This is a genomic window from Amycolatopsis sp. NPDC003865, assembly GCF_053605345.1.
Genome location: NZ_JBSGJA010000001.1, coordinates 927,644 through 947,495 on the forward strand (window position 1 = coordinate 927,644; position 19,852 = coordinate 947,495).

The following is a 19,852-nucleotide window of genomic DNA, read 5'->3' on the forward strand; positions in this document are numbered from 1 at the left end:
GCCGAGCCCTCGAGAGACTTCAAGGGGTCTGGCGGCCTCGGGAGACGGTAGGGGTGGTCAGGACGGCTTCCGGCAGGGTGCGGTACGGCTGGGTGATGACCTTGACCTTGCCGACGCGGCCAGCGTGATCTCGCACGAGGAACTCGCCCGCTCGGAGCCGGCGTTCGTCTTCGCCGCCGGCCGGGTTCAGCGGCGAGAGGTCCTTGGTGACGACCTCGTGGTAGCGAGCATCGGCGGGGTCGACGCCGAGCCACGCCAGGCCATTGCGAGCCAGCCCGTTGTCGCGGTGGCGGCCAAGAAACCGCACCGCGATCAAGCCACGCAGGACGTCATCGCCGAGATCGCTCGGAGCGTGCGAGCCGAAGGCGGCGTCGGCGCCGTGCTTGCGGCCGTCGCGGACGAACTCCAAGGCGATCTGCTGGCCTTCGGGGGTGCCGGTAACGTTGTAGGCCTCGTCGCAGATGAACTCACCCCACCGCCCCGGGGTGAAGCAGATTTCCTTGGCGATCGCGGCGATGAGCAGGTGGAAGGCGCGGCCGAAGAGCTTGCGCGGCGGGATCCGGGCGGCCATCCGCTCGTTGCTCATCTCCAGCGCGCTGGGCAGCGGGATCTCATTCGTGCAGAACACGACCATGTCCGCGCCGAACAGGTCGACCGGGGCGAGGTCTGGGTCGAAGATCGGGCGGGTGATCGGGTCGCGGCGCAGCCGCTCGAGCCGATCGGCCAGCGCGCGAGCAGCGGCATCGCGTCCACCGTGCTTGCGGAGGATGTCGACAAGGCGGTTACTGGAGGCTTCGGGGTGTCCGCTGACGGCGTCGAGGCCGCGGCCGAGGGCGTCCCGCTCGGCGGAGTTGGACTCCAGGTCGAGCCAGGACGCGAAGAAGGTCTCGGCGATGCCGGTGCTGGACTTCCCGGCGGTGCGGAAGACCCGCAGCGGATCGCAGGAGTGCCGCAGCTCGGCCGCGGCAGGGCGGTCGTCGAGGCTGGGGTCGAGGATGTCGACGATCTGCGCGTCGCCGGGCAGCGCGGCTGCGACGGGGGCCCATTCGCGGCTGCGGGTCCGGTCGATGACGATCACCCGCCCGTCGAGCATCAGCCGCACGACCGCGGCGACGTTCTTCAGCACGACCGACTTCCCGGCGCCGAGCTCGCCGATCACGGCGATTCCGCCGGAGGAGTCGTGAGTCGGCCCGTAGGTCGGGTCGAGCAGGAACGGGGCGATGGCACCGCCGTCGACGGTCAACCCGAACAGCGCGCCGGCGGGATCCCCGAAGTCGGTCGCCGAGACCGGCAGCAGCATCGCGGCGTCGGTGGCGAGGAGGTTCTGGCTGCATTCGCGCACCACCATCGGCGTCCGGCTGCCCGGCAGCAGCGTCTGATACAGCTGCCGTTGGCCGCCGAGCGGTCGTTCCCACCGGCACTCCCCGCCCAGGAACGCCTGCCGCAACACTTTCGCGCGGGCGTCGGCGTCGCGGGCGGTCTCACCCCAGACGCAGGCGACGACACCGACTTCGAGGTCGATCTCGGTGGAACTGGCGCCGAGGCGGGCGTTCTTGTGCTGGATCTCCTCTTGCGCCGACACGACGTCCGCCGGGACACCCGCGGTGTCGCCGGCGTGCTCCTCGTCCTGGCTCATCAGGTCCCGGGTGCGGCGGCGGTTGGCCGCTCTGGCGTCCTCGTTCGAGCGGGCGGTGATCCGCAGCGCGTAGTCGACACCGAACCCGATGTCGGCCAGCCTGGCCAGGATCTCGTGGCCGGGGAAGGTGAACGCGCGCGGCATCTCGGCCAGCACGAGGAAGGCCTGGTAGCTGGCGACCGCGCCGTCATCGCGCGGGGTCACGCACTTGACGAACCGGCGGTTCAGCAGTCGGAGCGGGCCCCAGCCGTGGCGGTCCACGGGCGGGTCGGTGCGGCCGCCCTCGTCGAACACGCATGAGCGCAAGGTCGTGAGCCGGGCGCGTCCGCTCCCCCGTCGCAGGGTCGCTCCCGTGTTGTGTACCGCGGCCGCGCGATCGAGCTGCGGCTCGTCGACGCCGCGGACCGGCGCGCGGCAGAGCCACCACAGCAGCTCGGCCTCGGTCGCCGGCCGCATCGGGACGGCGCCGCCGAGTTCCTGCGCCGCTGCCCGAGCGCGCTCTCGACCGGCCGCGACCGCAGCTGCCGATGCCGGTCGAGCGGGAAGTCCGAGCTGGTTGCCAAGCACCGCGCTGGTCGCGCGGAACATGGCCTGGGCGGTGTCCTTCCAGCCGCGCCCGGACAGGGGCTTGGCGAGCCAGTAGCTGCGGCCGAGGACGTCGAGGGTGTCGAGCTGGTCCCAGGCGTTGTGGACGGTCTCCGCCCAGTGCGGGTTCGCATCGAGGTCGATGCCCTGGAGGCAGCGTTGGACGATTGCGTGGGCGTGGACTTGCCCGCACAGCGAGGCGATCATGACCTCGCCCCGCAGGGACTTCATCAGCGTGACGGTGCGGTCGTAGAGCTCGCGGAGCTGGCGTCCGGTGGAGCGGGCGCTCTCGTGTGGCAGCACCCGCCACACCGCCCAGGTCGAGCCGTCGACGCAGAACAGCAGGTTGCCGGCCACGTCGGTCACCGGGCTTTCCATCACCGCTCCCGGGCTTGGGCCAGCACCAGCTGCAGCGGCGACACCGGCGTCTCCTCGACTCCCTCGTCCGGCAGGTGCACGTAGAGGCTGGCGCGGCTCCGTTCGGGTCGTGCCGGCCGGTACGGACGACGGCCGAGCGTGCCGGCCCTCGGGGCGAGCAGGTGAGCGCCGAGCCCAACCAGCCAGCCCAGCGGCGTCCGCGACTCGATCCGGGCGCGCCGGAGGAACACCGCCGACAACGGCAGCCCCCAGCGGGCCGGCCCGAGCCAGTCCAACAGCGGCAGCTTCCACACCACGACCAGCAGCACTAGGAACAGGGCGCCCTGGGTGACGGTGTAGGGGCCGCCGGGCAGGTAGCCGCCGTCGCGGCCGGGCATCCGCCCGAACATCCGCGGAAACCGCCGCGAACGCGTGTAGGAGCGGCCGATCAGGACCTCGCCGCGGCTCTTCGGGGCGCTCAATGTGTGAACCAGGCGCCGAACATGCCGGCGACCCCGTCGAGGTTGAGCAGGATGCCGAGAAAGATCGCCGCGATCACCCCGTACTTGATCGCCCGGGTGAAGTTCCCGCGGGTACCGATCAGCAGCCCGATCCCGCCGACGATCGCGGCCAGCAGGATCAGCCGTCGAACGGACTGATCTCCCCAGGCGAGGTTGGTGTCAATCCAGGACTTCACGTCCGCGGCGAGCACGATCATCGGAGTTCTCCTCGGCCTTAGCGGCCCGCGATCAGCGGCGCCGGATCGATGCGGTTGATCTCCCACCGGCCGGCCCGCGCGACAAGTGCCAGCGCGTAGTCGACCGGCGTGCTCTGTCCGGTGGCATCCCAGGCCGAGGCCCGCGCAAGGCTGTGGACGGTGGTCCCGTCGGGCGGCCGGGCAGCTTGCCCCGGCTCGAACTTTTCGTGCGTCCGCACCTCGGTCAGCTGCACCGCGGCGAACGGCACCGGCTTCGGCAGACCGAGGCTTGCTCCCGGGCTGACGAACCGATCGAGCTGGCCTTGCCCCGCCAGGTAGGCGGCCAGAAACCCCGTGACCGACCGCCCGATCGGACCAGCCGGATCGGCGACCTCGTCGTAGGCGAGCGCAGCGGCGCCGAGCGTGCCGGGGCAAGCAACCGGCGAGGGCAGCGAGGTGGCGACATAGGTGTCGCCGGTCCCGGCCATCGCAACCTGTGCACACAGGAGTGACGCCTTGCGCTTGCCGTCCGGCTGCAGCACCAGCACGTCTGCGACCACGACGACCGACCACACCCCAGGCGCCGACAAAGTCGCCGATACGACCGCGGTATCGACCGGGACTTGCGTGCCGACAGCTCGCTGCGATTTCATCCCCGGCGGGTAGAAGACCTCGAGCTCGGCGGAGTCGTCCCGGGTCGCCGAGAGCCAGGCACGCACGTACATCTCCGCCCAGCCCTCCGGAGAGGTGGAGGTCGCGGGTGCGCCGCCGTCCCGCATCGACGGCGCACCCGCTGGCTGGAGAACGACCAGACCAGCGATGATCAGCAGCGGGCCGGCCAGCACGGCCAGCCACGCCGCGACCCTGCCGGCACGACGAGTCGCGCCACAGATCACGGTCTCGGCATCCGCGTCCGGCAACAGCTCAGCCAGCGCTCCTCGATCAGGGCGGGCGCGACGACCAAGCACTACACGACCTCCTCCGCCGGTCCAGATTCCCCATTCGAAGGCACGCACGCCGGGCCGCGGTCTGATTCAGCCGGCCCGAGGAAGCTCGTGGCCCGGGTACTCCGCCGCAGCTTCGGCCAGCTGCTCGAACGCGCGGCGGCGGTGACGGGTGATCGTCGGCTGACTCAGCCCAATCGACGCCCCGATCTGGCGATCGGTGGCCACACCGTCGCGGCCGACCGGATCGCCGAAGTAGCGGGTGACCAGGATGGCAGCGGAATGCTCGTCGAGCCGGTCCTGCTCGACCGCCCACGACAGCAGCTCAAGCAGCTCCTCCGAGGCGTCCACCTCCGTCGGCGCGGCGGCCAACGGCCGGTGCACCTCGTCATCGTCGATGCTGACGACGTCCGCGGCCGCCTGGCTATGGTCGACACCGAAGTCTCGCTGCGCGGCGCGCTGAGTCTCCCGCATGAGGTTCGCTGCGACGTGATGCCGGCGCCGCAGCGGGTAGCAGCGGGTCTGCTCCCACAGGTGTCCGATCACCGAAGCCTGGATGTCACGGCTGTCCTCCGAGGTCGAGACACCGCCGCCGGTCACTCCACGCCGGACGCCGCTTCCGCCGGCGGCCGCGCGAGCCGCCCGAACGACCCGGCCGACGATACCCGGCACGACCGGCAGCATCGCGTTGACCACAACTTCCGTGGCCACAACCCCGGTCACGCTCTGCTCGGCGGCCCGGACCAGCAACGCGTGCAGCACCTCGTCGTGCCGCGCGTAGTCCCGTGTCACCAAGACTGCCGCCAGATCTCGATGGCACGTGACGGCCTCAAGTGACTGGTCCTCGGCGGACCAGCCGAGCAGAGCCCGGTCGAAGCGGGCGACTACACGCGGATGGCCGAACTGGCGTTGCAGCGAGGTCAGCGGGCTGTTCGGCTGGGACGGACGGGTCGACGCGGTCATGACAACGGCTCCTCAGCTCGGACGAACAGAATCCGCGCCAGCGTCGAAGCCGCTGCTCGGTCCTTCGCTGGTTCGGATCTTTGCCCCGCTCGGGAGCAAGCCGAGGTTCACTCGAAAGGTTCCAGGTCGACAGGTGCCGTTGGTCGGGAAACCGCGAGGTCAACGGCGTCTTTCCCACTGCCTGACTTTCGGCCGTCGGCCTGGACCGGAACTTATAGTTTTTGTAGGATTACAAAAATGCAGGACTTGGTGGGGCCACGGAAGATCTCGCCGGTCAACCAGGTCGCGATCCCCGTCAAGCTGCTACGCGCGCTAGGCCTGGCACCTGGTGACTCGGTGTACTTCGAACTACGCGACGAGACGAGTGGCGAACTCACCATCGTGGCCGAATGGCAGGTGCACAGTCGCTACACAGGCGGTGATAAAGACCCACACCCTGGTGCCCGATCGAGTGACGCGTCTAGGCTCCAGGACCGGCCGTCAGCACGAATCCGGGAAGAAGGCACGACCGATGTCCAGTGAGCGGCGAGGCGGCCTGCTCATCTCCGCCGACCGCGACGGCGAGGCTCTCGAAGAGCTCGCAGTCCAGGTTCTCGGCTGGCGTGGAAGCCTGATCAAGAACATCACCTTGTTCGGTAGCCGCGTCTCGGTCCTGGCACAGGTCGACGAGGAGGCTCACGCCTTTCGGCAACGGACGAACACACCGCCCGTCACCGAGCGCGCGTCGGTCGCGCTGTGGGAGTGGCCCGAGCTGACCGCACCGCCATCGGCAGTCACGCTCTCGGCTGTCCTGGCAACCGGGTCGCGCTGGCAACAAGGACTGAAGGCGGTCAGCGGCTTCGCAGGCTTCAGCTCGACTGTCTTGGTTCTCCCCCAGGACACGCCGGCACCAAGATCCTGCCTCGCGGACGCCGAGCGCTACGGGGTCTGGGTGGTGCGGGGCAGCTCATCGGGCGCGGTCGTCGAACATCAGGGCCGCGTGGGCCCGGTCGCCACCGCACGACCGACGACGGTGACGCGGTGGACCGAGGAACTGGTCTACGCGCGTCTCATCGAAGACGGCCTTGTCGAGGCATCGCCGGCGCGCTGAGGTCAGCCTGATCGTTGCCCCTCCCGGTCCAGTGCCCGAGGTACTTCGGGACGCTCCAGACGAACCGGGTGTCGTTGATGTCCATGTGCTTGAACTGCGCGGACGAACACTGCTCGGTCCACGCTTGGCGCCGTGCTGCGAGGTCGCCAGCCCGGAGGATGTCGCTTCGGATCCGGTCGAGGATCTCGATGGAGTGCAGGAACGCAGCCAACTCAGGGTCCGGCGCCGACGCAAGTGCTTGCAGCGACCGGCCGTTGCACCAGTCGCACGAGCAGTGCCAATCCGGGTGATCTGGGTCCAGTTGCGCGGTCTGGTCGATCTTGTCGAGGTGGACGTAGGACAGGAGCCGTTCGACGACGGCCGCGGGCTTGGGTGTACGGCCTCCGCCGCCATCCGAGCTCGGGTAGAAGTGCCGCAGGTTCGAGCGCGTCCCGACCGCGGCGGCGACAGCGCCGTACGCCAGGGCGCCGATCGACGATGTGTCGCACCGGAGGAGCAGCACCGGAACGGGCACCTGCAACAGAGCAACCAGCCCGTAGACCGCCCACTTCGTACTGAGCGGGTCGTCCAGGTGTTCGAGGGCGACCACGATCGGAACTCCTGCCTCCGTCACAGCCTCGACCAGGCACGGCAGGTTGTCCGGGTGCAGCCACCTCACGTGGAGGAACAGCGGCGCCACGACATCAGGCCCCCATTCCGCGGCCCGCCTCAGCACGCTGCGGAGCCCGTCCTCGTCGTGATCGTCGACGTACCCGCCGTCCGGGATCACCGCAGGCAGCCCCAGCAGGCGCTGCCGCCGGATCCAGCCGGCGTCGAAGGCGGCCGCTGCCGGCAACCGGTTCTTGCCCGTGTACCGAGACCGGTCGACCAAGATCGGCCGCTCGTAGCGCTGCACGCGGACGAGGTGCTCGGCCTTCTGCAGCGCTTTTTCCCCGGTCAGTACGATGCCGCCGCCCGCACGGTTCGCGCGCTCGATCGCGATGTCGACGTGCGCATCGCTCGCGTCGGCCTGCACGAGGAGGACGTCGGCGAGGGCCGTCTTCAGACGGCTGTACGGCGAGTCCTGTGCAGACGCGATGGAGATGGGTTCGACCACGCTGACCCCCTCGGGTCCCAGGTTGTCCGATTTCATGATCGCACCGCCGCCGGTCCGGATTCGTCCACCACAAGGGGCAGATAGTGACGTCGGAAGGGCTCCGGCAGCATGAGCGCGATTCCCGCGACGGTGTCGACATCGTGTCCGTGCCGGTCGAGCTGGGTTTTTACCAGGCTGGCGATGCGCCGCGGCGACTCCGCGCGGAGGTCACCGGGTTCGCGTTGGCTCCAGCCGTACTGGTTCAGCCGGATGCGGAACGACTTGAACTGGTTGGCCGAGATGCAGTCGAGGTCAGCAGCGCGCTGGATCAGCATCGCCATCGAGACCTTCCAAGTCAGCTTCAGCTCGGCCAGCTTCGGGAACTGCCGCACTGTCAGGCCTTCGAGCAGCGGTTCGAGGTCCGTCGCTGGCGTGAGGAACTCACCGGCGAACTGGTTGGCTTCCTTCTCCTGCTCCTCTGACGGCAACTCGTGCATGATCAGGTGGCCGACTTCGTGCGCGAGCGTGAACCGCTCGCGATCCGGCGGTAGACCATGGTTGATCAGGATCAGGGGTTGCTCCCCGGCGGGCCAGGTACTCACCGCATCCTGTGCCGTCGTGCCCAGGTCACGACGCATGACGCGGACACCTGCGGATTCGAGCAGGCCTACGACGTCGTCGACGGGACCGTAAGGCAAGTCCCAGATCTTCCGGAGCGCGCCCGCGATCGTCGCCGGGCTTCCATGCTCTTCGACGGGCATCCGGATCAGCTCGCGCCGCGGCAGCGTGTCCACGCCCCTCGACAAGCCATCAACGGAAAGCCGCGTCAGGTGTGTCAGCCCTTCGACCGCCCGCATCGTCGTCACCGACATGACGCTGGAACGGCGCCGGTGGTGCAGGCACGTGACCTCGACGCCGCCGATCGGATCCGAAGTTCGGAGCAGGTCCGGCGGCACCGCAAGGGCGGTAGCGACCTTGTCGAGGTAGTCATCCGTCAGAGGCAGGAGACCTTTTTCGATCTTCGACACGAAGCCCTGCGAGATCCCGGCGGCGGTCGCCAGGTCGTGCTGCGCCCAGCTCCTGGCCTCGCGAACCAGGCGCACCATGCGCGCCACTGCTGCCGTATCGGCCATCAACCCTCTTCCCCTTGGGATCCAACCGCAGAAGTGTACCAAAAGTGTTCTCAGAAATTCCGAGATGACGCCCGGCGCGCCTTGGCTCGCCCACTCGACCGGTACGACGGGAGTGGAGTACCGTCAACCCGCGCTTGCACGCCGAGGAGCCCTGGCCGCCTGACCGAGGAGTGCGATGCGACCCATCTTCCGGCTCCAGTTCGCACAGGTGCGCCTTGCCGCCCGTGTTCAGTTGCCGACGTACGCTTCAGGCTCCAGATCTCGTGCTTTGCGGAAGGTCACGATCCGCTGCCACGCCAGGTGTGGCTGCGCCTGCATCTGTCTGCGCGCGAGCGCAAGCTCATTGAACTCGTCGGTTAACGACGCCGGAGCGAGGTCGTCGGCGAAAATCTCGAGAACAGTCGCACAGAACAATCCAGCACATCCGGCGTTCCACCGAAGGATGTCGATCCGGTTCACCGAATCCGGACGAGTGTCGCGAATGAGGTCCCGCGCCACGCGGCCGAGCTCGAACGCACCCTCGGCCTCCCGGACGGCGAGCAGCTTCGCAATGAATGCCAACTGCTCCGACGAGACGTCCAAGGTGCTCAGGTGAGCAACCAGGGCGTGCACCTTGCTCGAAAGATCTTTTTGAACGAGAGTGCCCGCCACCACGGCAAGACTCGGCTCGTACACCCTGGCAGCCACGTCGATCACTTCGACCGTGTAGCGATGCAGATCGCGAGGGAGACCACCCGAGAGGCAGTGCAGCAGGTAGCAGAACTCTTCGGTTACCCGCGGAAGCCGGGACATCACCCATTGACGACTCTCGTTCAGGGTGAAGTGCTCCAAGCGCACCATTTCCGAGAACGCACTATCGAAGGCGTCTCGGACACCCAATCCGCGTTGCTCAAAGTTGTGCACCGCATCGTCGGAAACCGATACGAAGAACAAGCAGCCAGGAACGCCGAACACACCTTTGATGTCGTTGATGAACTGTTGCGCTTTCTCCGGCTCGCCGATCTTGTCCAGTTCGTCGATGGCGATGACCATTCGGTCGACAACGCCGTTTTCCCGCAGTACCTCAGAACTCTCTTCAGCAAACAACCGCAGCTTCTCGACGATCTCCGGGTGCGTCAACTGCTGCTCGGCCCGCTGCGTCGACCACGTTCGGCCGGCCTCCCCTTTCAGTGGCAGGCTCAGCTTGCCCGACCAACCGCTGGTGTGCGTCTGCAAGAACCTGGTCTCCGCCAGCTGCTGCAGAGCCGACTTGCGAAGATCGAGCAAATCATCGCGCATTCGACGCCGAATGTAGGACACGAGCAGCGCAACCGGCACCACCACCAGCGCCAAGGCGGCGCGCAACGCGACCAGACCGATCAGCCCCAAGGCAATGCGGTGCCCGAGCGGCTGCTCGGTCCACAAGGCGTCTACGGACGACGGCGAACTCGCGACTGCGGCAGAGCCGAGCGCGCGCACCTCTTGCCACAGCGTCGACAGGGAGCCACCCCAGAGGAACCACGCCAGGCTCCAGCACACGACCGCGAAGATCAGGAATCGAACGACCCGTTCTCCACTTCGGCGCACTGCCGCCCAGAGCCCTTCCGGCCCGTCGGGCAGCAAGGGGTACAAGGCGAGGTTCATCTCGTCGATCACTGTTCGGCACAGGAGTGCGTGCAGGTGCAGCACGAAGTCCCTGGCCTCGTAGTTGGCGGGTGCGGAAGCCATGACCACGAGCGGTCGCGACTCGCCAGCGCTCAGCCTCCCTTCCCGCATCGCCCTGATGACGGTCGTCTTGCCGACGCCCCGGGAACCCGCGAGTGCGACCGCCCCGGCCCCGGACCGCTCGATGATGCGCCGCATCCGCTCCGCTCCGGCGGTCATGACCGTCTCACCGTCGTCCACCTCGGCGAGATTCCCGATATCGGCGTGGACGAGCCGCGTTCCGAAACGAACCGATCGGTTCGCGCGGACGAATTCGTGGATGGCTGGAACCACGACCTCGACCAGCAGGTATTCACGCCGGTCGCCGAGGATGAGAAGCTCCGGGTGCGGTTCCTCGGCCATATCGTCGCCCGTCCAGCCGAGAACACCCGGAGCGCGCCGGCCGACCGTCCGGACCGACAACACGGCCACCGAGATGAATCCGGCCACGGCGATGACATGCAAGGGCAGCGGCAACCAAGGCCAGACAGCTCGCATCAACGAGATGTACCCGATGTCGAACACCGCAACGGCAGTCAGCCAGCCGTAGTGCCCGGCAGGCAAGTTCGCCAGCCGGACCAAGGGGTGCAGTCCGGGCCATGAATGCTGTTCCTCGGCACGGGCCACCCGGTCTTGTTCGATCCGAATTCGCCCGGTGAGCGAGTCGTCTGCCAGAATGCTCAGCCTGGCGTCCTCACGCTGCAGGTGCTCGCCCGCCAGGGCTTTGATCACGGTCTCGTCGGCCAAGGCGTCCTCGACCAGTACCCGCAGCGCAAGGCGGGCCGTCCAGGTGCCGAAGTCGTCGAACTCTGGACTTCGGAGATACCTCGAGATTTCGTCGTCCGGTTGCTTCCTGCCAACATTCCATTCGTCGTCTTCATCCCATTGCAGGGCCTCCAAGTTGCCGACCCTGAGCAGGAAGAAGCCCAGAACGACAAAAAGGAAGCCGACGCCGAGGAGCACCAATGACTCCGGCCTCAACGTCTCGCCGACGGTGACGAACACGATCATGGTCAGACCGAGCAGCGAGAAGGAGAGGAGTCCGGCACGGCGAGCACGTCCCGACACACCCGGCTCCCGTTCGAGACCATCCGGCAAAGAAGGCGCAGGCACCGGACAAGTGTGCACCAACAACGCGCGCCGAAGCAGGGTATCCACCAACCGGCCTACGACGGGAGATCGTGGGAGGGACGCGCCGCGCCGGCGCAGCGATGCCCGCTGACCGATCGGTGCCTCAACCACCGCACGTCGTCTATTGAAATTAAGGACACCCCGGGCGCGACGTGGCCATCCGGCACTGAAGGAGGTACTACCTCTCTACCCACGTGTTGAACAGGGGATCGGCGTCACCGGAGATCCACTCTTCTTTCCGGCCCTGCCGGACGACTGGCCCGAAAGCGCACTCAGAGTGAGGAGCAATCACATTCGGCAATCGAGTCGAACTAAGAACCGCCCCACCAGCGTTGCGCGCTGCAACAAGCTATCAGTCACAGCCGCGATCGGCGCCGACCCGACGCGTTCCCGTGATCGTTCAGCCGCCACGGGGAGCTCGTCGCTTCGGCGGAACGGACCGCGCTTGGCCCCTCGGACTGCCGGATTCGCGCTCGGTAGTGTGTCTTCCCTGGATGTCGCTCGTCCGGGCGAGGAGGGAACGGAATTGACCTGGAACGATCCTTTGGGGGACGCTCCGCGCCACGACCGGCGGGCGTACCGCCTGGGTCCGCGGCCCCTGGGACAGGGTGGGCAAGCAGAGGTCTTCCCCGGTGAACACCGGCCGACCGGGACGCCGATCGCGCTCAAGCGACGGCTTTCCTTCGGCGTCGAAGCAGTGGCGCGGATGCAGCGCGAGATCGAGTTCGGTCAACTCCTGCTCGGAAACGAGCACATCATGCCGGTTCTCGACCACGGCAAGGGCCACGACTGGTTCGTGATGCCGTTGGCAAAGGGCAATGCCGAGCAGGTCAGGTCCTCACTGGCCCACGACGACACACTGACCGGTTTGCTCCTGGCCGTTTGCTCGGCGCTGGAAGAGGCGCACCAAGCAGGCTGGGTGCACCGTGACCTCAAGCCCGCCAACCTCTTGTCACTGGACGGCCGGTGGACAGTCGCGGATTGGGGGCTCGGCCGACGGCCACAGGGAGACACAACCTTCACGGGCCGGACGACCAAGGGTGAGTTCTTCGGCACGATCGGCTTCGCCGCTCCGGAGCAGGCGGTCGATGCCCACGCCGCCAGCGCCAGTGCCGATTTTTACAGCCTCGGGCAGATCATCGGCTGGGCACGGACGGGGCGGTTACCGGCAAACGGATCGCCATTGCTGCCGGAAGACGAGCCGTGGCGATCGATCGTAGTAGCGGCGACGCGCGAGGATCCGGCCGATCGGCCGCAGAACGCAAATGCGTTCCGCGAGCTTCTCAGGACTGGTGCGACGACGTGGTAGACGCGATCGGCGGCAGGTACGTACTGCTCGAAACACCACCCCGACCAGGCGGGTTCGCCAGCGTCCATAAGGCGATCGACATCACCGACCAGACGTTCGTCGCGGTCAAGCTCGTGGTCAGATCGGACGACCCTCATCGGGAGCTCGCCGTCGTAAGGGAACTGGAGAGCCTTCGCGCGCTGAGCTTCCCCAGCATCATCAAATTGCGAGATGCCGGTTTCGACGAAGACCAAAACGCGCACTACCTGGTTTTGGACTGGGTGGAGGCCTCACTCTCCGACGTGCTAAAGGAGAACGGCCCATACACGTGGGACGACCTGGCCGGCGAAGTGGCTACGCCCTTGGTCCAAGCGCTGGCGTATGCACACCTCAAAGGGGTGGAGCACCGCGACATCAAGCCGAGCAACGTCCTCATGACCGATGCGGGTTCCCCGTTGCTCGCCGACTTCGGCATAGCGAAGGTGGCGCAAGGGAGCCCCACAGAACATACCGTCATGCACTTTCGTTCCGGTCCCTACACTCCACCCGAGGGAGACGGGGACGTGAAGTACGTGCGTGACGTCTACTCGACGGGCGTACTGCTGATTCAAGCGCTGCACCAGGAGAAGCTGCGGAACTTCGCGGACATCGAGCCTGCCCTGCAAGCGATCAATGTGCCGCCTGATGTGCGAAAGCTGCTGAGTCGATGCGTCCAACCGGACCACACTCTGCGCCCCGTCAACGGTGCCGCCTTGGACGACGAATTGAAGAATGTCCTTCGTGGCCGGTCCGTTCTTCCAGTCGCCAGCAGAAGCACGGTTTGGCTGCACCTCAAACACTCGGCGAAGCAGAAGCTGGCAGGCCCCGGCATGAGCGCGGAGGCCGCCGTTCTGGACGACATGAGCGATGACGTGCACGCAGCTTACCGCTACGATAGCGCGAAGCGCGCCACCGACCGTTCGACGGTGTTCCTGGCGGGAAAGCGGTGGAAATTTACCGTCAAGCTCGATGAGCCGCCGACCATGGTCGTCACCGGAGCTCGGACACCCGAATACGAAGAGCTTGAACGTTTTCGCAAAGACGCCCTCAACGTCGCCGATTTCACGACTTGGGTTTGCCGTGAGCCCCGCAACCGCGTCCAGGCGGAGAATGGGCGCCACGACTTGCTGCGTTCTCTCGACGCATTCGACGAAGACAAGGAGGCCAAGCGCAATACGGACCTCGCCACCGGCTATGACGGCTTGGACATCTTCCACGAGTGGAACAAGGTCCTGCAGGCGCGCGAAGACCTGGCGCGCGGCTCTCTCCGGGCGATCCGCTACCTAAACAGGACCATCCGGGCCCGCGAGGTCGATCTCGAACTGCAGGATCCGATCGAGGACGACATCATCGGCACCGACTGGGAAATCGTCGCCGGAGACTCGCGTCGTGTGCTCGCCTACGGCCAGGTCATCGGCCAAGACGACGACGCGATCACGTTGCGAGCCAAGGCGCGTATCCCATCCCTCGAGCGAAAAGGCACCATCCGGCCGTTCCTGGGACCGACGAGGAAGGCCCTGCAACGTCAACGAGACGCCATCTCTGCCTTTCGGGACGGCACCGCAGCCCGACCGGAACTGCGAGCCAAGATCCAGGATCCGGCCTTGGTCGATGCACCGGTACCGCACGTCGTCGAGGACTGGTCGGGAGTGCTCGACACCGGTAAGAAGAAGGTCGTCGAGTCTGCACTCGGCATGTCGGACATCCTGCTCGTCGAAGGACCGCCCGGAACCGGGAAGACCGACCTAATCGCAGAAACTGTCGTGCAGTCGCTGCGCGAGCGGCCGAACGCACGGATTCTCATCGTCAGCCAGACGCACGTCGCGGTGGATAACGCGTTGGCCCGCCTCGAACGGGCCGGGATCTCGAAGATCGTCCGCTTGGGTCACCCGGACGATCCCCGAGTCGACAAGTCCGTGCACCACATGCTGCTTAACCAAAAGATGACGAAATGGGCCGAAGGAATCCGACGCAGCGCCCAGCGTTACCTGGAGAAGGTAGCGGGAAAGCAGGGGATCGACGTCCGGCACCTGCGAGCCGCACTGGCTCTGAAGCAGCTGGCCGAGGTCGTGCGCGAACGCGACGATCTCAGACGGGAGATCGATCGCCGGGCGGGTAGCGGCACCACGACCTCCATGCTGGCCACCTCGCTGGAGATCGTCGAGGACGACAGCGGTCTGCAAGAGCGCATCGACGAACTCGACAACCGCTACAACCAGCTGTGCGCCGAGGCCGACGGCCATCTCGAGGGGGACTTGACGCTGGCACCGAAGCTGACCGCAGGTGACGCGCTCACGGCCGCGCAAGCGCTGCTCGGGACGTCAGCATCGTCCCAGCGACTGCTCACGCTGGTCGAACTGCAGGCGGAGTGGCTCCAGCGCACCAGGACCGACCACCGCCTCGCCGAGGCGTTCCTCGGCACCGCCCAGGTCATCGCGGGAACCTGTGTCGGCTTCGTCGGCCAGGCCGCCGTGCGCAACCTGGAGATCGACTTGTGCATCTTGGACGAGGCGTCGAAGGCCACGGCCACCGAAGCGCTGGTGCCGCTGTCCCGGTCACGCCGGGCGATCCTGGTCGGAGACACGAACCAGCTGCCCCCTCAGGAGGAAGAGCTTCTCCGTTCCCAGGAAATCCTCAACGAACACAGCATCGACCGGGAACTGGTCCAGGAGACCCTGTTCAAGTGGTTCGCCGACCGGCTGCCGGACCATTCGAAGTTCCGGCTGCGTGACCAGTACCGCATGATCCGGCCGATCGGTGACATGGTGTCGCACTGCTTCTACGAGGGAGAACTCAGATCCCCGAAGGACGACGGCCTGCCGGGCTACAGCATGCTCGGCAAGCCCGTCCTCTGGCTGGACACTTCGCAACTCGGCGAGGAACGCCGGGAGGACCGCGGCCCGGGAGGCATCAGCTACGCCAACCGAGCCGAAGCGAGAGTGGTCTTCCAGCGGCTCACCACGCTGAACAACGCCATCGAGCGAGGAGTGGTTCAGGTTCCGGACTCCCAGCAGCACTTGGAGGTGCTGCTCATCGCACCGTACCGTCGGCAGGTGGCCGAGCTGCGCCGCCGGCTCTCCCCTGCAGGGTTCAGCCGGTTGGCCGTGGACGTGCTTTCCGTGGATGCCGTCCAGGGCCGGCAGTGCGACGTGGCGATGTTTTCCGTTACGCGGAGTAACCCCAGGCTGAAGCTCGGCTTCCTCGGTGCCGAGCATTGGCGTCGCATCAACGTCGCAGTCTCCCGGGCGCGTTATGGGATGACCATCGTGGGTGACGCCGAGTTCTGCCGGACCGGCAACGGCGCGCTGAAGGACATCGTCGAGTACATCGCCAAGCATCCCGACGATTGCGAGATCCAAGGGGTGGACCGTGGTTGACGCAAATCTTCTGCTCAGTAAACGATTCCGGGAGGAACGCCCGGGCCTGACCCTGCTCGGTATTGAGAAAGCCGCTGTGCCAGTCACCATCGTCGCCGCCGACATCCTGGCCCAGGAGGTCAAAGCTCTGCCGCTGCTCGACGAATTCGTATTGCGTCTGACCAAAGCCAACGTCCGCGGCGCGGCCGAGATCGCCGCTTTCCTGGGCTTGGAGCAAGACTTGGTCAACGCCGTCGTCGCCGATCACTACCGGCAGGGTGCGCTGGAGTTCGGCCCGGCGCTCGGGCAGCTGACCTTGACCGGTCGCGGGCGCCGGCTCGCCGACGAGCTCGAGTCGATCAGACCGGTCCAGAAGACCTTCAAGTTGGCCTTCGATCGGCTGACCTGGAGGGTGGCCGATTATGAGCCGCGGGACCTCATGACCAAGCGCGTGGCGCTCGCCGAGGGCTACCTCCTCCTGCCCGCACAGCGCACCACCCGCATCAAGACCTCGGACGTCACCCCGTCGGGAGTGAACGCCATTCTGCGGCCACCGGGCCGGGACGTGAAGATCGACGTGTTGGACGTCAACGACGTGACGCCGTCGACGCATCGGTACATGCCGGTGGAGATGTTGATCTACGGTGACCCGGACCGCGGCGAGGTCGAAACCGCCGTCGTCCTGGACGGTGATCCCAGCGAAGCCCACGAATCGGTGCTCAACACCCTCGGCGGCCCCGCCGGCCTGGGATTTCGCGTCGTTCCGACCGGTCCCGCCGCGCCGTTGCCTCCGCACCTCGGTGTCGCACGCGAAAAGGTCGACCGGGGACCACAGCCGGAAGGTGGCACACCATTCTTCCGCGAAATCCGGCTTTTCGAACACCAGATCATCCTGATGACCGCGCTCGAGGAGGCAACGGATCGGCTCCTGATCGTCACCGACGGAGCAACCCGCTCGGTCGTGGATGCAACGTTTCTCGGCAAACTGGAACAGGCGCTGAAGCGAAACGTCCAGACCGACCTGGTATTTCCGAGAGAAGACGGCGCCGCCGAGCGGGACCTGGACCAACTCGCGAGGCGCTACCACAACCGGCTTCGAATCCACCACACCACGGACGACCACCACGGGAACGCCTTGATCTACGACGGCATATGGGTGGTATCGGACTTTCCCTGGCTGGCTTTCCGCGGTGGCGGACGCCCGTTCCGCGCCTACTCCGGGACCGTGGTCGCAATCCCTGAAGAAGTAGACAGAGAGTACCGGAGGCTGAGGTCAGGATGACCCGTCTGGTCACGCCGTAGACACCGCGCCGGCATTACGCCAGCCCTCGGATCCAGGTTTCCGCGTCTTCCAACCAGAACGTGTCGTCAAACTCGCGAAAGGCGGCCACCGCACGCTTGCCGACCTTCTCCGCGTCGGCGGACCGGCCGACCGCATGCCAAGCTTGTCCCAAGCTGAACAACGCAATGGCCTCGTCGCGCCGGTCACCGAGCCTGCGGAAGATCGCCGCTGCGGCACCGGCGGAGGCTGCTGCATCGCCGAACCGCTCCAGCTCGAGCAAGGCTAACGCCAGTCCGTTGAGCGCCTGGCCTTCGCGGCGAAGGTCACCGATTTCGCGATAGGCGGCGACCGCCTTCCCGTGGGCCGTGACGGCCTCCTCGACTTTGCCCGCCGCCTGCAACGCCAGTCCGCATTTGCCCGACGCACGCCCGTAGCCGGCGATGTCACCCGCCTTACGGTGGCACACGTCGGCAGCCTCGAAGGCGGCGACCGCCGCCTCGGACATTCCGGCACCGCACAACGCCAGCCCGAGGTTCGTCAACGTCTGCCCTTCAGAACGGTCGTCGCCGAACTCCCGGAAGACTGCCGCGGCGGCTTGCAACTCGACGACTGCCTCGTCGTACCGGGACACCTCAAGCAACGTCGCCCCGAGGTTGTTCAACACCTGGCCCTCGCCGTACCGGTCACCTGTCATTCGGTGGAGTGTGCCGGCCAGCCGGTAGGCAGCGGCCGCTTCCTCGAATCGGCTTGACCGCTCCAGGGCCAGCCCCAGGCCGTTCAGTGCCATGGCCTCACTGTGCCGATCACCGAGCAGCCTGAAGACGAGTGCGGCCTCCCGATGGACTTTCACGGCCTCGTCGAGTCGGCCGACGGCGGTCATGACGGCTCCGAGGTTGTTCAACCCCTGGCTGACCAGGCGGTGGTCACCGTCGTCCCGCAAGACCGCGATGGCACGTTGGTAAACCGCCACCGCCTCGTCGAGCCGTCCGATCTCCTTCAGGGCTCCTGCCAGGTTGTTCAGTGCTGCGCCTTCGCCGTGCAGGTCCCCCATCTCGCGGTTCATCGCAGCTGCCTGCTTCAAGGCTGCCACGGCCTCCTCGAACCGCCGCACAGACTGCAACGCGAGTCCGAAGTGGTTCAAGCACGCCGCGAGGCCGGCAGGCGAGTCCAGGTGCCGAGCGGCGGCGAGCGCGAGCTGGCTGACCGTAACCCAGTCGGCGAAATGCCGCCGCCAGGCGAAATATCTCGCCTGCTGGTTGGCGAGCCCGATGGTGACGACGTGCCGGCCCGTCTCGAGCGCGAGAACCACGACCGCGACAAGGTTGGCATGTTCGGCGTCGAGCCAGGCGAGGGCTTCGGTCCGGCTGCCGAAGCGACTTAGAAGGGGCTCGCCGGGCAGGACCCGCAGATGGTCGTTCGCGGCCGTGACGTTCCGCCGGAACGCGGCGAAAAGGCGATCCAGAGCCGGCTCCCGCTCCCGGGCGGCACACTGGTCGCGAGCGTTGAGGCGAATCAGGTCGTGCAAGGACCACCGCCCGTTGCGGCACTGGAGCAAGCTCGCCTGACGAAGAGCGCGCAGCCAAGGCGAGACTCGCGCCGGCGGTTGTCCGGCAAGAGCGGCCGCAGTGTCGCTCGAGAAGTCCGAACCGGGATTGAGGCTCAGCAAGGGGAGCAGCTCTGCCGCTTCCGGCTCGCGGATGCGAAGCCGTCGCCACGACGAGTGGAACACCGTGGTCAGGGTGTTCTCGCCATACCGGACCCGGTGTGCGCCGGGACCTTCCGCCGCGGAAAGTTCGGTCACCAGGCCCCCGATCGCCAGGTCAGGTTCGTCGGCCAGGATCGAGGCGGTGATCTCGACGGCCAACGGCAACGCGCCGCAAACCGAGACCAGGTCAGCGGCTGCGCGCGGATCGCGAGTGGCGCGGCCGTCGTCGGCGAGGCGTCGGGTGAGGATGGCGCCGAGCAGCTGCACGGCCTCGTGCTCGGGCATGACGTCGAGGTCGAGCCGGCCCGCCACCGGGACGGCGACGGCGTCTCGGGTTGTGATCAAGGCCCGGTGAGCCGCGCGGCGCGGGATCAGATCCGCCACTTGCCGGCCGGTCGCGGCGTCGTCCAAGACGACCAGCACTGGCTCGTCCCGTCCCGCAAGCCGGTCCAGGACCCGGTGGTACACCGCGGCTTGCTCATCCGCGGTAGCCGGGATTTCGTCGTCCGGGACGTCGAGGACCCGCAGCATCGGCGCGAAGACCTGCTCCGGCCGGACGTGGTCGTCGTCAAGGTCGTAGCCACGCAAGTCGACGAATAGCACCCCTCCCGGGAACCAGCCTCGTCCCGCGGCGATCGACGACGCGTGACGGACCAGCGCGGTCTTGCCGACCCCGCCCATTCCGGTGACGACCGCGCCACGATCGTGGGATACGGGCGCAAGTAGCCGCAAGAGCTCGTCCACCTGCGCCTCGCGACCGACGAACAGCTCGGGTGTGTCCTGCGGCCGGTCGCTGACCACCGTGACCACTGCGGCGACACGGCTCATGGTGGCTTGGTGAATAGTCACGTTCCCCGCGATGACGCCGGCGGCGAAGCCACCGTTCGA

The 19,852-nt window shown here is 67.0% G+C and carries 13 protein-coding genes; 4 read left to right on the top strand and 9 right to left on the bottom strand.

The genetic code is table 11. The features are described 5' to 3' along the window. Positions 1-19: 19 nt before the first annotated feature. From ACWEVP_RS04070 to ACWEVP_RS04090, 5 genes are all read right to left on the bottom strand, one after another. Positions 20-2,587 (bottom strand): ATP-binding protein, encoded by a 2,568-nt coding sequence (locus tag ACWEVP_RS04070; RefSeq protein WP_452061154.1) that lies wholly within the window; start codon positions 2,585-2,587, stop codon positions 20-22. An 11-nt stretch (positions 2,588-2,598) separates the two neighbouring features. Next, positions 2,599-3,060, bottom strand: coding sequence for a hypothetical protein (locus ACWEVP_RS04075; protein WP_452061155.1), 462 nt, complete (start codon positions 3,058-3,060; stop codon positions 2,599-2,601). Then, positions 3,057-3,296, bottom strand: a complete 240-nt coding sequence (locus tag ACWEVP_RS04080) for a hypothetical protein (protein ID WP_086676642.1) — start codon at positions 3,294-3,296, stop codon at positions 3,057-3,059. Before ACWEVP_RS04080 ends, ACWEVP_RS04075 begins: the two co-directional genes overlap by 4 nt. Before the next feature lie 17 nt (positions 3,297-3,313). Beyond that, on the bottom strand, positions 3,314-4,195 hold the full coding sequence (locus ACWEVP_RS04085) for a conjugal transfer protein (RefSeq protein WP_452061156.1): 882 nt from the start codon (positions 4,193-4,195) through the stop codon (positions 3,314-3,316). 114 nt (positions 4,196-4,309) lie between these two features. Next, entirely contained in the window at positions 4,310-5,182 is an 873-nt protein-coding gene (locus tag ACWEVP_RS04090; RefSeq protein WP_452061157.1) for a hypothetical protein, read from the bottom strand. A 511-nt stretch (positions 5,183-5,693) separates the two neighbouring features. On the opposite strand from ACWEVP_RS04090, the gene ACWEVP_RS04095 reads away from it, so the two are divergent. Then, positions 5,694-6,272 carry a hypothetical protein gene (locus ACWEVP_RS04095; protein WP_452061158.1) on the top strand — a complete coding sequence of 193 codons (579 nt, stop codon included), beginning with the start codon at positions 5,694-5,696 and terminating at the stop codon, positions 6,270-6,272. Here the strand turns inward: ACWEVP_RS04095 and ACWEVP_RS04100 are convergent. The 3 genes from ACWEVP_RS04100 to ACWEVP_RS04110 form a co-directional block, all read right to left on the bottom strand. Further along, positions 6,232-7,404 carry a hypothetical protein gene (locus tag ACWEVP_RS04100; RefSeq protein ID WP_452061159.1) on the bottom strand — a complete coding sequence of 391 codons (1,173 nt, stop codon included), beginning with the start codon at positions 7,402-7,404 and terminating at the stop codon, positions 6,232-6,234. The genes ACWEVP_RS04095 and ACWEVP_RS04100 overlap by 41 nt on opposite strands. Next, complete coding sequence (locus ACWEVP_RS04105) at positions 7,401-8,480, bottom strand: helix-turn-helix domain-containing protein (protein ID WP_452061160.1); 1,080 nt, start codon at positions 8,478-8,480, stop codon at positions 7,401-7,403. The genes ACWEVP_RS04100 and ACWEVP_RS04105 overlap by 4 nt, the downstream gene beginning before the upstream one ends. Positions 8,481-8,708: 228 nt before the next feature. Next, positions 8,709-11,276, bottom strand: a complete 2,568-nt coding sequence (locus ACWEVP_RS04110) for a hypothetical protein (RefSeq protein ID WP_452061161.1) — start codon at positions 11,274-11,276, stop codon at positions 8,709-8,711. A gap of 544 nt (positions 11,277-11,820) precedes the next feature. On the opposite strand from ACWEVP_RS04110, the gene ACWEVP_RS04115 reads away from it, so the two are divergent. The 3 genes from ACWEVP_RS04115 to ACWEVP_RS04125 are packed head-to-tail and all read left to right on the top strand — an operon-like array spanning position 11,821 to position 17,259. Next, entirely contained in the window at positions 11,821-12,603 is a 783-nt protein-coding gene (locus ACWEVP_RS04115; RefSeq protein ID WP_452061162.1) for a protein kinase domain-containing protein, read from the top strand. Further along, positions 12,597-15,998 (top strand): AAA domain-containing protein, encoded by a 3,402-nt coding sequence (locus tag ACWEVP_RS04120; protein WP_452061163.1) that lies wholly within the window; start codon positions 12,597-12,599, stop codon positions 15,996-15,998. The genes ACWEVP_RS04115 and ACWEVP_RS04120 overlap by 7 nt, the downstream gene beginning before the upstream one ends. Next, positions 15,991-17,259: a hypothetical protein gene (locus ACWEVP_RS04125; protein ID WP_452061164.1), complete on the top strand. Its 1,269-nt coding sequence runs from the start codon at positions 15,991-15,993 to the stop codon at positions 17,257-17,259. Before ACWEVP_RS04120 ends, ACWEVP_RS04125 begins: the two co-directional genes overlap by 8 nt. Before the next feature lie 34 nt (positions 17,260-17,293). On the opposite strand, the gene ACWEVP_RS04130 is transcribed toward ACWEVP_RS04125, so the two are convergent. Next, complete coding sequence (locus ACWEVP_RS04130; RefSeq protein ID WP_452061165.1) at positions 17,294-19,792, bottom strand: tetratricopeptide repeat protein; 2,499 nt, start codon at positions 19,790-19,792, stop codon at positions 17,294-17,296. Positions 19,793-19,852 lie beyond the last annotated feature (60 nt).

Excerpts from the sequence above, each read along its gene's own strand:
- ACWEVP_RS04080 (WP_086676642.1), bottom strand. The coding sequence starts at position 3,296 with ATGATCGTGCTCGCCGCGGACGTGAAGTCCTGGATTGACACCAACCTC.
- ACWEVP_RS04090 (WP_452061157.1), bottom strand. The coding sequence starts at position 5,182 with ATGACCGCGTCGACCCGTCCGTCCCAGCCGAACAGCCCGCTGACCTCG.
- ACWEVP_RS04095 (WP_452061158.1), top strand. The coding sequence starts at position 5,694 with ATGTCCAGTGAGCGGCGAGGCGGCCTGCTCATCTCCGCCGACCGCGAC.
- ACWEVP_RS04100 (WP_452061159.1), bottom strand. The coding sequence starts at position 7,404 with ATGAAATCGGACAACCTGGGACCCGAGGGGGTCAGCGTGGTCGAACCC.
- ACWEVP_RS04105 (WP_452061160.1), bottom strand. The coding sequence starts at position 8,480 with ATGGCCGATACGGCAGCAGTGGCGCGCATGGTGCGCCTGGTTCGCGAG.
- ACWEVP_RS04130 (WP_452061165.1), bottom strand. The coding sequence starts at position 19,792 with ATGAGCCGTGTCGCCGCAGTGGTCACGGTGGTCAGCGACCGGCCGCAG.